This window comes from Vibrio sp. V15_P4S5T153 (assembly GCF_963874485.1).
Classification (GTDB): Bacteria; Pseudomonadota; Gammaproteobacteria; order Enterobacterales; family Vibrionaceae; genus Vibrio; species Vibrio anguillarum.
The window spans coordinates 143255-157314 of the sequence record NZ_CAWNHR010000021.1; the positions used below are offsets into that span (position 1 = coordinate 143255).

Annotated in this window: 12 protein-coding genes and 1 tRNA gene; 4 read left to right on the forward strand and 9 right to left on the reverse strand. The window is 41.7% G+C overall.

From position 1 onward, the window contains the following. Positions 1-39 precede the first annotated feature (39 nt). The 7 genes from AACT42_RS23375 to AACT42_RS23405 all read right to left on the reverse strand — a co-directional run bounded on the left by AACT42_RS23375 (position 40) and on the right by AACT42_RS23405 (position 7052). A complete protein-coding gene (locus AACT42_RS23375) occupies positions 40-924 on the reverse strand; it encodes a DUF2861 family protein (RefSeq protein WP_094183049.1) in 885 nt (294 codons plus the stop codon). Then, positions 921-1580, reverse strand: coding sequence for a response regulator transcription factor VxrB (vxrB, locus tag AACT42_RS23380; protein WP_013867797.1), 660 nt, complete (start codon positions 1578-1580; stop codon positions 921-923). Before vxrB ends, AACT42_RS23375 begins: the two co-directional genes overlap by 4 nt. After that, the gene (gene vxrA, locus AACT42_RS23385) at positions 1555-3009 is read right to left on the reverse strand and encodes a sensor histidine kinase VxrA (RefSeq protein WP_017046913.1); all 1455 of its coding nucleotides are present in this window, start codon (positions 3007-3009) and stop codon (positions 1555-1557) included. Before vxrA ends, vxrB begins: the two co-directional genes overlap by 26 nt. Before the next feature lie 151 nt (positions 3010-3160). Further along, positions 3161-4537 (reverse strand): Re/Si-specific NAD(P)(+) transhydrogenase subunit beta, encoded by a 1377-nt coding sequence (gene pntB, locus AACT42_RS23390; protein ID WP_017046914.1) that lies wholly within the window; start codon positions 4535-4537, stop codon positions 3161-3163. Positions 4538-4548: 11 nt separating this feature from the next. Beyond that, the gene (locus AACT42_RS23395; protein ID WP_094132279.1) at positions 4549-6099 is read right to left on the reverse strand and encodes a Re/Si-specific NAD(P)(+) transhydrogenase subunit alpha; all 1551 of its coding nucleotides are present in this window, start codon (positions 6097-6099) and stop codon (positions 4549-4551) included. A 289-nt stretch (positions 6100-6388) separates the two neighbouring features. Further along, on the reverse strand, positions 6389-6673 hold the full coding sequence (locus AACT42_RS23400; protein ID WP_026027783.1) for an HlyU family transcriptional regulator: 285 nt from the start codon (positions 6671-6673) through the stop codon (positions 6389-6391). Positions 6674-6683: 10 nt separating this feature from the next. Then, positions 6684-7052, reverse strand: a complete 369-nt coding sequence (locus AACT42_RS23405) for a late competence development ComFB family protein (protein ID WP_013867802.1) — start codon at positions 7050-7052, stop codon at positions 6684-6686. Between the two features lie 114 nt (positions 7053-7166). On the opposite strand from AACT42_RS23405, the gene AACT42_RS23410 reads away from it, so the two are divergent. Both AACT42_RS23410 and AACT42_RS23415 read left to right on the forward strand, forming a co-directional pair. Then, positions 7167-8531, forward strand: coding sequence for a GGDEF domain-containing protein (locus tag AACT42_RS23410; protein ID WP_094132280.1), 1365 nt, complete (start codon positions 7167-7169; stop codon positions 8529-8531). Positions 8532-8706: 175 nt separating this feature from the next. After that, positions 8707-8919 carry a cold-shock protein gene (locus AACT42_RS23415; RefSeq protein ID WP_013867804.1) on the forward strand — a complete coding sequence of 71 codons (213 nt, stop codon included), beginning with the start codon at positions 8707-8709 and terminating at the stop codon, positions 8917-8919. Between the two features lie 81 nt (positions 8920-9000). Here the strand turns inward: AACT42_RS23415 and AACT42_RS23420 are convergent. Then, positions 9001-9075: transfer RNA gene (locus AACT42_RS23420), tRNA-Gly, on the reverse strand. Between the two features lie 163 nt (positions 9076-9238). After that, complete coding sequence (locus AACT42_RS23425; protein WP_029189957.1) at positions 9239-11236, reverse strand: methyl-accepting chemotaxis protein; 1998 nt, start codon at positions 11234-11236, stop codon at positions 9239-9241. A 247-nt stretch (positions 11237-11483) separates the two neighbouring features. On the opposite strand from AACT42_RS23425, the gene AACT42_RS23430 reads away from it, so the two are divergent. After that, positions 11484-13835, forward strand: coding sequence for a fatty acid cis/trans isomerase (locus tag AACT42_RS23430; RefSeq protein WP_094132281.1), 2352 nt, complete (start codon positions 11484-11486; stop codon positions 13833-13835). A 35-nt stretch (positions 13836-13870) separates the two neighbouring features. Then, positions 13871-14059 (forward strand): hypothetical protein, encoded by a 189-nt coding sequence (locus tag AACT42_RS23435; protein WP_013867807.1) that lies wholly within the window; start codon positions 13871-13873, stop codon positions 14057-14059. Position 14060 lies beyond the last annotated feature (1 nt).

The following is a 14060-nucleotide window of genomic DNA, read 5'->3' on the forward strand; positions in this document are numbered from 1 at the left end:
CCTTTATGTCTATAACGGCACATTGTCTATTATCTTTAATTATTCATCTACTGAAACATCGTAGGTTTTACTGATTACTTGAGATTGCTCAATGATAATCGGCCCTTGCCAACGCTGTTGAGTCATTGATACCGCTAATACATAACGGTCTGCAGCCAAATTAGTGATTTCAAGTTCATTAGGATACTCAGACTCGTAGCGTTGACTCCATATTTCAGAGTATTTTCCATCGATATAATCATACAGCGATACATTGAGTTCAGGTAAAGGACAATATGGATTAAGTAGCGCTTTTTTTTCAATTTGCCATTGATCTTTTGAAGCCCAACGTACAATTTGCTTTGCTTTGGGTTCACCAAGCACAATCCATGCGCTCCAAGATTGCTGATCTTTGGCTGTTATATCAAGACGGTATAAACCCATTGTAACTTTACTATTGAGATTATAACGCTTTAAGTAATGTGCCTTTCCAGTGACGCTATCACTCGAAGTGGTCGTTAACAAGCTATCGGTTGATAAACTTTTATCAACCCACTGCGCCAGCCTGATATCAGCAAGTGGTTTTTCAGCGTCCACTTCTATATCAACATGAAATGCATCTCTTCCTGGGCTCTGGATCTCTTGCCTATTAATGGTGATTGATTTAAGCCATTCAGGGAGTGGTTTTTTGTCTAAACTTTTACCGCAATCAACGGTTAATGATTGTAATAATAATTCATTGAGATGGCTCTGAATGTTTTTGTTATGTTCAAGCTGCCACACTTCGACAAGTGAGTTAAACATTGCTTCTAAATTATTATTTAAAAGATTCTGATGCGCTTGGGTAAGCGGTGTGATTTGATCAAACCACTCAACATTTTGTGCTTTGGTAGGAATAGTCACAAATGCTATGCCTACCAATAGTAAACGAGATTTCTGCATCACGCTTTCATCTTGTATCCAACACCGCGCAAGGTTTCAATCTCTAAGCCTGGAAGTTTTTGGCGCAATTGCAACACGTGGGTATCTACGGTTCTTGTCGTTGGAAAGTGGTTATAACCCCATACATGATCAAGCAATTCGTCACGCGTAAACACTCTCCCGAGATTGCTTGCTAAAAATAAGAGTAAGTCAAATTCAGTACGCGTTAAGGTAATTGAATCTTCTTTAAAAAAAACTTCTCTTGTGGCTTTATCAATAACAAGATTGGGTGTAACCACTTTCGTGTCATCCTGCCCTTCTGATTCTGGTGAACGAAGTTGGGCTCGAATTCGTGCAAATAATTCAGCCTCGGCAAAAGGCTTGGTTAAGTAATCATTTGCCCCTGCGTCCAATCCGGCCACTTTGTCTTTGACCGTAACAAGTGCGGTTAAAAGAATTACTGGCAACTCTTTTATTTTACGCCATTCTGGCAAATGCTGAACAGAATCGCCATCGGGTAATTGGCGATCGAGGATGACTAAGTCTGCACTGTCCCAATGCTGTTTAACATCTGCAATAGTTTCTGCATGTAAACAGTCATACCCTGCTTGTTCAAGGCTTACTAATAAGCCATCGGCAAGGTTTTTATCATCTTCAACGAGAAGCAATGTCTGTTTCACAGGGGATCTCCAATATAAATGTGGTTGGCGGTCCTGCGAGTGTCATCTTACCACCCATCCGACCTACCATTGATTCTACAATAGTCAAACCTAAACCTAAGCCACTTTTGCTGACAAAAGGTTTACGTAAATTTCTCCAATCTCGATGATTTAACAGACCTTGATCTGTAACTTTGATCGTGATTGAATTTTGTTTAGTTGTTACCTCTAACGTAACTGGAGCAACACCGTATTTTACTGCGTTTCTAATTAAGTTATCGATGCATGTCCCAAGCCAATAAACATTCAGCTTAGCTGCAATATCTTTGTTTATAACAAGATCTATGCTTTCACGAAACTCTTCTTCCACTTTGTATTGTAACCATTCTTCAACGGAAGGTACCCAGTCTGTTGCAAGCGGCCTGCTCTCTGACTGTAAATAATCCTTACTGGCTTCGGCCAGTTGCCGTAAACGTCTGGAATCTTCGCATAGGCGTCTAAACTCATCGTAAACAGTTGATGGTAACCTTTCAAATTCGCGCCTAAATCCTTCAACGGTTAGCGATAGACTTGCAATGGGTGTTCTGAGCTCGTGAGTAAGAATCTGCAGCACCAACATACGACTTTTCATTTCCTGTCGTTTTGAATTCCAACGATAAAGGGACCAGCCTAATACAAGTATTATGTTAGCTAGGACAAGAATTACCATACTTATCCGTAACACGTTGGAATGATCTTCAACATTCCAACAAATGTTGCCTCTTTGAATAAAACAGGTCGAATTTTCCGAGGCCATGCTATAGCTGAGTCCTGCTTTACTCGCGTTGTCTAACCATACGTCTTCGTTAAAAACGTAATACATATCCCCTTTTCTCAGCCAAAGATCGCTGTTCTCTACAAACATGGTTGCACCTGATATAAGTGCTAAGATCGTATCTTCATTCATGTTTTGGATGCGGCCAAGCAAAGAATCCACACTTGCTTTGGTGCGCTCTCGTATGTGCATATATTGTTGCAACTCGACAAATTTCTCAGGGTATTTTTTCACATAACGAGCCGCATATGTCCCACCTCCAGGGTGAATCAAAGCGCTTCTCGCAAACCATTTCGACGGTAATTGAGATCCTTTACAGATAGCTCTCGTGAAGACTAATGGCTCTGTTATGAGTGGGCTCAGCGGCAACTTACCTGTACAGCTTTGAGATAATTTGTATAACAACTGTAGATCTTTTAAAGGGTATTCAGCCGTTTGCGGTAACATTGATTCGGGAGTCAATAAGCGAGTTGGATAATCAACCTGCAAAGTACGGATATCATAACTTACATCAGCGGTACTATAATCAAAAAGCGACGCAAAAAGGTCGATGCGTTCTGGCAACGAATCGGCATAGGTTTGAATAGGTATTAGAACTAAAATAGTCCAAAAGTAGGTCTTAATCGCTTTAAACAAGTTTTATTTTCATTAATGGTTTAGATTAAAAACTATATAACATTATTAACTAATAATACATTGCACGTGTTATATCCATGTCAATAATGATTGCTCAAAAACAGAAGAAGCCAGCATTTTGCTGGCTTCTTCATTATCCTAATCGTAGATGCTATAACGCTTTTGAGATGGCGTCTACACTCTCTTTTGCATCACCAAAAAGCATATAGGTATTATCTTTAAAGAAAAGAGGGTTTTGTACACCTGCGTAGCCAGTATTCATTGAACGCTTGAATACAATGACATTTTGCGCTTTCCATACTTCCAACACTGGCATTCCGGCGATCGGACTGTTCGGATCTTCTAATGCTGCTGGGTTTACTGTGTCATTTGCACCGATCACCAAAACCGTATCCGTTTCAGTAAAATCATCGTTTATTTCGTCCATTTCTAACACAATGTCATAAGGCACTTTTGCTTCAGCAAGCAGTACGTTCATATGGCCAGGCAAACGTCCCGCTACTGGATGAATACCAAAGCGAACTTTAATGCCTTGTGCACGTAACTTCTCCGTGATTTCGTGAACAGGATACTGTGCTTGAGCTACTGCCATGCCGTACCCTGGAGTGATGATCACTGACTTAGAGTTTTTCAGCATTTCGGCTACTTCTTCAGCGTTTATTTCACGGTGTTCACCGTATTCAACGTCTGCGCTGATAGCCACATCCTGACCAAAGCCCCCGGCAATCACACTAACAAAAGAGCGGTTCATCGCTTTACACATAATGTAAGAAAGAATGGCACCTGAAGAACCAACCAGTGCTCCGGTTACGATCAGCAAATCATTCGCTAACATAAAGCCAGCCGCTGCCGCTGCCCAACCTGAATAGGAGTTAAGCATCGATACCACAACGGGCATGTCTGCACCACCAATCGAAGCCACCAAATGGTAGCCAAACGCGAACGCTATCAGAGTCATAATAATCAATGCAAACATGCTGCCACCATTATTAACAAAGTAAATCATTAATAATGTGGAGACAACAATGGCCGCGAGGTTGAGCTTATGCTTATGAGGGAGATTGAGCGACGACGACGAAATGATTCCACGCAGTTTACCAAAGGCGACGATAGATCCTGTAAAGGTGACGGCACCAATAAATACCCCAATGAACACTTCAACCAAATGAATCACGTGTTCAGCGTGATCGAGTACAATTGGCGCATCGATATAGCTGTTATAACCCACTAATACCGCAGCCATGCCCACAAAACTGTGGAGAATAGCCACAAGTTCGGGCATTTCGGTCATTTCTACTTTTTTAGCATAATGAATACCGATACCGCCCCCAATTACCATCGCCAGCAATACCCAAGCTAAGCCCTGCGCATCTGGACGAAAAATAGTGGCGATGAGTGCGATAGCCATACCCGCTATACCATAGTAGTTACCAGCTCTTGCTGATTCCTGCTTTGATAATCCAGCAAGGCTCATGATGAAGAAGATAGCAGCAATAATATATGCGGCTTGTACTAATCCTGCAGACATATATTACTCCCTTAGTCTTTACGGAACATTTCAAGCATACGTTTGGTGACTGTAAAACCACCAAAGATGTTAATGCTTGAAATTAAAACAGCGATAAACGCGAGGAAAGTGACCACACCACTCCCTTGACCTATCTGCAATAAAGCTCCGACCACAATAATGCCGGAAATTGCATTGGTAACGGACATCAAAGGAGTATGTAAAGCATGAGTAACATTCCAAACGACGTAGTAACCTACGACACACGCTAAAACAAAAACGGTGAAATGGCTTAAAAAAGCCGCAGGTGCGACCGATGCGATCCAAGCAAAAGCGCCAACGGCAGCAACTAAGCCAGCAATTTTTTTCGTCGCAGAAACGGGTTCTTGTTTTTTGGGTTCAGGTCTAGTTGGTGCGGTCTTGACTTGCGGTTGCGCATAGACTTGGATCGGTGGTGCTGGCCACGTTATTTCGCCTTCTTTCACGACCGTCACACCACGTAAAACAACGTCTTCAAAGTCAATATTGATGGACCCATCTTTTTCCTTGCATAACAATTTCAGCAAGTTAACGATGTTTGTTGAATATAATTGAGAGGATTGTGTTGGTAAGCGGCCAACCATATCAGTATAACCGACCACTTTCACACCATTGGCGGTTGTAATCACCTGATCGGCAACCGTGTATTCACAGTTCCCCCCGTTTGCAGCTGCAAGATCGACGATCACGCTACCAGCGTTCATACTGTCGACCATCTCTTTGGTGATCAGCTTAGGGGCTGGACGTCCAGGGATCAAAGCCGTCGTGATAATGATGTCGACATCTTTAGCTTGCGCAGCATAAAGTTCAGCGGCCTTTTTATTAAAGTCGTCAGACATCTCTTTGGCGTAACCATCGCCTGAACCAGCCGTTTCTTGGAAATCGACTTCCAAAAACTCTGCACCCATTGATTGAACTTGTTCTTTTACTTCTGGGCGAACATCAAAAGCTCGTACAATTGCCCCCAAACTTCCTGCGGCACCGATAGCAGCGAGGCCAGCAACGCCAGCTCCGGCAACCAGTACTTTTGCCGGCGGGACTTTGCCCGCTGCGGTAATTTGCCCTGTAAAGAAGCGGCCAAATTCATGTGCAGCTTCAACAACAGCGCGGTAGCCAGCAATGTTAGCCATTGATGACAAAGCGTCTAAAGCTTGTGCTCTGGATATTCTCGGCACTGAGTCCATCGCCAGCACGTTGATTTTTTTACTTGATAACTGTTCCATCAATTCTGGGTTTTGTGCAGGCCAGATAAAACTGATTAGGCTTGCCCCTTCTTTGATCAAAGCAACCTCATCAATCGATTGTTTTTCATCAACAATCGGCGCATTGACCTTCAAGATAATGTCTGAATTCCAAACATCTTGTGTCGAAACAATCGTGGCACCAGCCGCCTCAAAAGCCGCATCATCAAAACTGGCTAAAACCCCAGCTTGAGTTTCAATGGAGACGTCGAAGCCTAGTTTGATTAATTGCGCTACCGAACTCGGTGAAGCTGCAACCCGTGTTTCACCCGTAAGGGTCTCTTTTGGTACACCAATTTGCATAGTTATTCCTTGACTATTGGCACAATGATTATTCTGTTTTTATCTAACCACCAGCATAACTGCAAGCAGTTTGTAATAAAAATACAAAATGCTATTACATATAAGGTTAAGTAATGAGTGATTGTCATAGGTGAAAGACAAAAACACAACGACATCCAAACAAAGCAGAGGTCGAACCACTTATCACAAAGCTCTATAAAAACAGGATATTAGCCATGTATTTTACTCAATGAATAAGGGTATCGACTAATGAGGATATTCATTATGATTTTTATCAAGTTGGACGATGTTAGGAAAAGATTTTCTCGCCCATCTGATCGATGAGCATTTTTGCTTTTTTAAGCATAAGCTCATCAGCGTCGCTTTTACTAGCTACGACATCGGAGCGGATAAAACGGTGAGTACATATTTCACCATTAACATCTTTACTAATTTTACCAGCGACACGATATTGCCCTGATTCAGACATTGCATCTTGGTAAATTAAAAAACCTTTATATTCAATGGGATCTAAAAGCTTCATTTTTGAGTCATTGCCTGACCCTTGATTAAATAAACGAGAAAAAAATCCCACAAGAACTCCTTTAAGACTTGTTTGTTTCAATAATCGGCTTCTCGAACCACTCTAGTTCTAAGTTATCGTCAAAGCGCAATTGGCCTAGAATGATAGGAATATCATCTTCTCTGTGTCTACGTCGATCATTAACGATCATGCTTTCCGCCGATTCAACGGCAACTTGTGCATTCTCTTTAAGTATGACCAATTTTTCTTCAGGTAGCGCAGAGAGAAAATCTATGTCGTATCGAATATAGATCGGTCTCAATTGAGCAAGGGATAAGCAAGCAAGATCGGCAAGCTGCTCATTATCATAGTGATTTACATACTTATCTTCAGCCAATACGCGTCCGACAAGTGTTTCCATGTAATTATGTACATCAACACTGATTTGCATCCTTACACTCCTTCCTCTTCGTACTAATCAAAATATTTAGATAGAACTTAGCAGTAACAACTTAGCGTACCTTGGTGATTTTATACAACTTTTAGATGCGTTGTCGTCTAAACTTTGTTCAAGTGCTCGCTTTCATTTAGTAAGTCTAGCAAAAAGCTTGGCAATCTATTAAATAAAAGTATGCTATGGGCCTTATTATCAATTTTAATTTTAAATGCCACAAAGGTCATATTTGTATTATTAATGCCGACAAGTTTTGTATCATCTCATTGGTTTCGATTCTTATTCCCAATAGGGTTGCTAATAGCCATTATGTTGGGGATGGAAAACGTCATTCTGATCACTAGCGCCAATATTGGCTTCGCTAGTAACCTGCCTTATATTCTTTTCACGGTAGCAATCGCATTAGGACACATTTTTAAGCAAGGGCGCTTGGCTATGATCTCGACAGCGATGATGGTGGCCTACGCAATCATCCAGTGGCGCTTACAGATGCCCCTTTCTACGGGAACAACCTTGCTAGAGCTTTCGTTATTAAGTTTGTTATTACCCGTTTTGTGTTTAGTACCTTATGCGTTAGGAAGTAATGCTACTGTATTGAGTAAAACTTATGGCTTATACATCGCTATTTTGCTGCTGTTAATGTTTTGGGCCGTTGTTACTTTGATGTACGTCAGTGATGGCGGATTTGAGAATTTTAGCCAAGTTTTTTTAGTAACTATACCGAAAATATCGAAATTGCCATTTTTGTTGGTGATGTACCTCTTGGCATTAATTGGGGTCTCCGCAATATTTGTGCTCACGCGAAACCAGATCTTAGACACCAGCATTTACGCCAGTATTTTACTTTCCTCCGTCACCTTTATTTTTTTCCACGTGAGTTATATCTCAAGCACACTTTTCTCTCTAGCCGGGGTTTTATTGATCTTATATCTAATTTCGGCGGGTCATAAAATGGCGTTTATTGATCGCTTAACGGGTATCCCAGGTCGCCACGCCTTAGATCTTGACATCAAATACTTAGGCAAAAAATATGCGATAGCGATGCTAGATATAGACCATTTTAAGCAGTTCAATGATCGCTATGGTCATGACACTGGTGATGATGTGCTTAAGTTGATTGCTAGCCGTTTATTGCTGACTCAAGGAAACGCACGTGTTTATCGCTACGGTGGTGAAGAGTTTACCATCCTATTTAAAGGAAAAAATGCACAGCAAGCTGCAATCTACTTAGATTTGCTTCGCAAAGATATTGAACAGTACCAAATGGTCATTAGGAACGCAGAAGACAGACCAAAAGACGATAAGCTCGGTTCCAAGAAGCGTGAGCAGAAAACACCATCAAATCTTGTCTCTATTACGGTTAGTATTGGCGTGGCTGATAGCTACGCCTCAGAAAAACCTGAAGCAGTGTTAAAAATTGCGGATCAAGCGCTCTATAAAGCTAAACAAAATGGCAGAAATAGAGTTGAAGTATGAACAGTTACCTTGATTTAATGCATCACATTTTGGTATAGAAATCGCAAAATTTGATACTCAACAAGGCGTACATCACATTCACAGAAACTTCATTAGATTGTGCAAAATACTTTGGTTAAGTTATTCATGTTGCAACTGTTTTGCAACGTCAAAACAACATAGCAAGAGTAAGATTATGAGTGAAAAAGTAAACGGAATTGTAAAGTGGTTCAACCAAGATAAAGGTTTTGGCTTTATTACCCCAGATAATGGCAGCAAAGATGTATTTGTACATTTTTCCGCTATTACGGGTGAAGGGCGCCGCAACTTAGTCGATGGCCAAAAGGTGAGTTTTGTAATCACTGATGGTCAAAAAGGGCCACAAGCTGAGAGCGTCAGTCCCGTTTAAATTTTTAAAAAGAACGACTCTAATCCACTCTTTCTAGGGTGGATTTTTTGTTTCTAGTAGACTGGATAAATACGAGAATATTGGAGCGGGCAGCGGGAATCGAACCCGCATCATCAGCTTGGAAGGCTGAGGTAATAGCCATTATACGATGCCCGCGCACCGAATTGACGCTGTCACTATGCCACAGTTAGCAAAAAAGAAAACCCATTTTTTATCAAAACCCGTTCAAGCGAACAGTAAATAAACAAAGTAAATTCAATTGGTTGAGATTTGTGTGCTTTTGGTTGTTTTTAACTCAATTGAATATCTACTCTTGCGTTTAAATTTTGAACTTTTCCATTTCTTGATTGAGTACAGTGACATTATCTTTTACTTGCGCTGACGTTTGGTTTGAGATTTGGCTAATACTTGCCACACTTTCCACCGAATTGACAACCTCTTGCATGAATTGAGTCATTTGGTGTGTTGATTGTTGTTGCAGATCCGCCGCCGAGGATAATTGGTGCATTTCCTTATCTAACGCCGTTATTTTTCCTTGTACGTCCATCATTTTGTTGAAGGCGTGGATGGTCTGCGCCGCACCCTCATTGGCAAGGTTCTGACTCATGTTAATTTCATTGACCACAGCCGCAGTCGCTGACTGTATGGCGTTTATAATAGTGTTAATTTCTGTGGTTGATTGAGTGGTTCGAGTCGCCAGCAGCCTAACTTCATCCGCTACCACAGCAAAGCCTCGTCCATATTCTCCGGCTCTTGCGGCCTCAATCGCCGCATTTAAGGCCAGAAGGTTAGTTTGTTCCGCTAATCCCTCTATTACTTCGGTCACACGCCCAATCGATTCGCTTTCTCGACTAAGATCGAGCACCAATTGCGTTGCCTTTTGTATGGTTTGATCAAGCTTATCAATACTTTTTCTATTTTGTTCTAGCGCCGAGGCTCCCTCTTTGAGCTCATTTTGTGATAACAAAAGAGATTGCGTAGATTGTTCAGCTTTTTCTGCGGTCGCCATAGAATACTGCGCCACATCGCTCAAACGTACTGTAACCTGCTCAATACTTGCTCGCTGCTGCTGTACTTGCTGCCGAGTGTTTGAGTTATAGTTCAGAAGCTCATCCATGTTTTGACTGACCTGTTGCGCTTTGGTACTGACTCCCTGAACGATCGTTCGCAGTGAGTTGTTCATATTGTTTATCGCGGCGGTAAGCTGAGATAGCTCGTCGCTACCTTCACACAAAAGTGCTGGTTGAGAGACATCTCCTGCCGCAATGATTTCGGCTCTCTTTCCGATTCGACTCACTCTGCGGCCGATATTCTTACCTAAGTAATTGGAAAGCAAAACAGCAACTGAAACAGTCACGGCAATCATGATAAATAACACGTTAATCACATTACTAATGCTACGACTCATCCTTTCGCCACTTTGTTCTGCTTTTGATTGTTGAGTGGCGATAACATCTTCAAGACGGTTAGTCATTTTATCTACGGCAGGCATAAGTTGTGTGGCCATTTTTTGATTAACGCCGTTCCATTGCTCAGATTGGCGTATTGCAATCACCTGCTGTGCGAGTGGGAAATAAAGCTGCTGCATCTCATTAAATAATGACCAAAGACTCTGTTCATCATCCGATAGCAAAGAGGACTTTTCCACAATTTCAGCAACAGATTGGTTATGAGAGTTAATCAGGTCTTGATATTTTTCGAGATGTTCAGGCTTCGCATACAGTAAGAAATCTCGCAACGATGCAAGTGCATTAGCTAACGAATTATAGCTGTCAGCATACAATTTAAAGAGACGTTTCCGCTCCCCTCCTTCTTTGTTAGTCGACTCGTCGTTAATCAGCCCTTGTAACTGGTCAAGTGCAACTTCTGCTATGGGGGCGGCCTCGTTAATGAATAATGTGTGGGCAGGTAAATTATCCTCACTTTGGCTCAGTAATACGATGCCTTGGATATGCGCTTTGATTGCAGCCCATTCGCTTATGATCGCGGTGTATTGCTCACTGAGAATCAGCGTTTCTAACACCGGTACCGTTTTGTCCATCTGTCCAATAATAGTTTCAAGTTTTGTCAGTTGCGTTGCACCCACTGCACTTTGAGAACCCACCAATAAATAGGCGCGTAACGTTGAAATAACCTCTTGCATCGACTGCTGAATATTTCGACTAGTATTCACGGTTGGCAGATCCGTTTGCAGCAATGAATTGGTGTGAGTTTCGACTTGCGTAATACTGCGATAGGTAAAAAAGGTCGAAATGATAAGAAGCACCACCAGCAATAAAAAACTTAATTGCAACTTCCCTGATATCGAGAGTTTCATCCTTTGACTCCTCAAAATTTTCTTCGTTTAACTATAGTGGGTTCAATGTGTTTATTAAATGCGTATAGCCAATGCGAGTCTACCGTATACTCGTCTTATAACCCTAAATTGAGCATTGTGCGTTCAGTTGTGGAGTTTATTCCACTCGGGCGATTTATCATCCCTAATGCGCTATTGTCATCGTTTTGTGGTGCATTTTGTTAATCTTTGCTTTAATTGGGACAAATATTCCTAAATTTCTCATGTTATGTCTTTTCATCGACTTATTATTCTTAGCATCGTGTTTTTTTCAGGATGTGCAATGTATGCGGGCTTGAACTATGACCAACTGTTTGGTGAAGCAAGCGTTCAATCAAGACAATCGCCAGTAGATTCAAAAGAAGCCTCTTTCTTTTTAAATGATGTTAAACCCATCATCGATCAGCGCTGCGTGGTCTGTCACGCCTGTTATGATGCGCCCTGCCAGCTAAAAATGTCTTCAGTTGAAGGGATTGATCGTGGAGCCAGTAAAGCGTTGGTTTATCATGGTACGCGTCTGACGGCGTCGGCTCCTACCCGTTTGTTTGAAGATGCACAATACACAGAGCAGTGGCGAGATTTTGGTTTTCATCCTGTGCTGAACGAGAGATCTCAAACGCCTACCGCGAATCTAGAAGCAGGATTAGTCGCGAAATTATTAATGCAAAAAGAGGAACATCCGTTACCAGAACAAGATCAGCTAAAAGGTTTTGATTTTTCGATAGATCGCGAACAAGTTTGTCCAACAATTGAAGAGTACGGACAGTACAAACAAGATCACCCAACGTGGGGAATGCCTTATGGCATGCCAAATCTTAGCCCTCTTGAATACAATACGCTACTCACGTGGCTCAGAGATGGCGCAATCATGAATGGCCATATTCCGCTCACTTCTGATCAGGAGAAATCGGTTGCGCAATACGAAAACTTTTTAAATAAAGGTACAGCAAAGAATCAGTTAATGGCTCGTTATATCTACGAGCATCTTTTTCTTTCTCACCTTTATTTTTCTGAACTTGCTGGTCAACCTAGATTTTTCACTTTGATACGTTCGACAACGCCCCCAGGCGAGCCTGTCAACCGAATTGCGACAAGACGTCCTTACGATAATCCTGGTGTAGAACGCGTCTACTACCGTTTGATTCCTGAGCAAGGCAGTATCGTAGATAAAACTCATTTACCCTATGCGTTGAATAAAAAACGTCTTGATGATTGGCAAGCATGGTTCATTCAACCTAATTATCAAGTCTCAGTTTTGCCTAGCTATGATATTGAAGTTGCCGCCAATCCGATGACGGCATTTGATGCCCTTCCGGTTAAAGCACGCTTTCGATTTATGTTAGACAATGCTCAAAACACCATCATGGCTTTTATCAAAGGGCCAGTGTGTCGTGGCCAGCTAGCCCTGAATGTTATTAACGACCATTTTTGGGTGTTCTTTCTAGACCCAGAGAAAGCTGATTTACCCGAAGTGAATCAATTTTATCGCTCGCAAGCCGCGAATCTAAAACTACCAAGCGAGTTGGAAAGTAACACGTTGCCTATTACTCATTGGGTCCGTTATGCGCATCAACAAGCACGTTATTTGAAAGCAAAGTCTGAATTTACTAATCAGTGGTTCAAAAATGGCGAGAACTTAACCACGGATGTACTGTGGATGGGTGATGGCTATAATCCGAATGCGGCACTGACTATTTTTAGGCATTTCGATAGTGCATCGGTAGTGCAAGGTTTGGTGGGAGAAAAACCCAAAACAGCATGGGTTTTAGACTATGCCCTACTAGAAAGAATCCATTATTTACTGGTGGCGGGTTTTGATGTTTACGGCAATTTCGGCCACCAGCTCATTACTCGCATGTTTATGGATTTTCTGCGTCTTGAAGGTGAAAGTAATTTTGTCTCTCTGTTGCCTAGAGAGATAAGGCACCAAGAGCAGTCAAGTTGGTATCAAAATCAAAGCACTCAACTCAGTGACTTTTTGCAACGTAACGTTGCCCCTTTTGATCAACCGACCAGTATTGTTTACCACACGCAAGATCCAAAATCTGAGTTGTTTGATCTTTTGAAGTCTGAGCTTCAACCTGTGTTATCAAATCGTTATTCGATAATTGACACTGGTTTTTCAAAGCGCAGTGAACAGATGTTAAATAGCATTAATAAGATCAAAGGCGAAGGGTTGCTGGCTGTGCCACAAATTATGATGTTGATGATCACGGCTGAAAACGGAGAGGATCAACTTTTTACTTTGTTGCACAATAACGCCCATCTCAATATTTCAAGTCTATTTGATGAACAAAGCAACCGTGACCCAGCGAATGATGGTTTGACTCTAGTGAGAGGTGTCATTGGCAGTTACCCTTCTGCTTATCTGTCACTGCATGAACACGAGATTGAAGAATTGGTGATCTTATTGAGTAAAATGCAAAATGAGCAGGACTACGTTAAGTTGCTCGATAGGTTCGCTATTCGCCGCAGTTCTTCGAAGTTTTGGCCGTTCAGCGATAAAGTTCATGCATGGTATCGAAAAAATCAACCTGTCGAATCTGGTTTACTTGACTACAATAGATTTGAAAACAGATAAAAGTCACCTTTAATGGGTGAGATGAGAGGTGCCAAATGACCATACGCGACAGCATTGAAGCACTAGAACAACAAATTTATGTAGCCTGTTCTGAAGGTGACTATGAGACAGTCAATCAGTTAGAACATCAGTTGGAAGTGTTACTGTATAAGGCACAACACCCTTTTGATGATGATCCTAATGGGTTAAATAGCGGTTCGACGACAAATGACGAATGGCGCTGAA

Bases quoted from the DNA above. Each gene is read 5' to 3' on its own strand.
- pntB (WP_017046914.1), bottom strand. From the start codon at position 4,537: ATGTCTGCAGGATTAGTACAAGCCGCATATATTATTGCTGCTATCTTC.
- AACT42_RS23395 (WP_094132279.1), bottom strand. From the start codon at position 6,099: ATGCAAATTGGTGTACCAAAAGAGACCCTTACGGGTGAAACACGGGTT.
- AACT42_RS23405 (WP_013867802.1), bottom strand. From the start codon at position 7,052: ATGCAAATCAGTGTTGATGTACATAATTACATGGAAACACTTGTCGGA.
- AACT42_RS23415 (WP_013867804.1), top strand. From the start codon at position 8,707: ATGAGTGAAAAAGTAAACGGAATTGTAAAGTGGTTCAACCAAGATAAA.
- AACT42_RS23425 (WP_029189957.1), bottom strand. From the start codon at position 11,236: ATGAAACTCTCGATATCAGGGAAGTTGCAATTAAGTTTTTTATTGCTG.
- AACT42_RS23430 (WP_094132281.1), top strand. From the start codon at position 11,484: ATGTCTTTTCATCGACTTATTATTCTTAGCATCGTGTTTTTTTCAGGA.
- AACT42_RS23435 (WP_013867807.1), top strand. From the start codon at position 13,871: ATGACCATACGCGACAGCATTGAAGCACTAGAACAACAAATTTATGTA.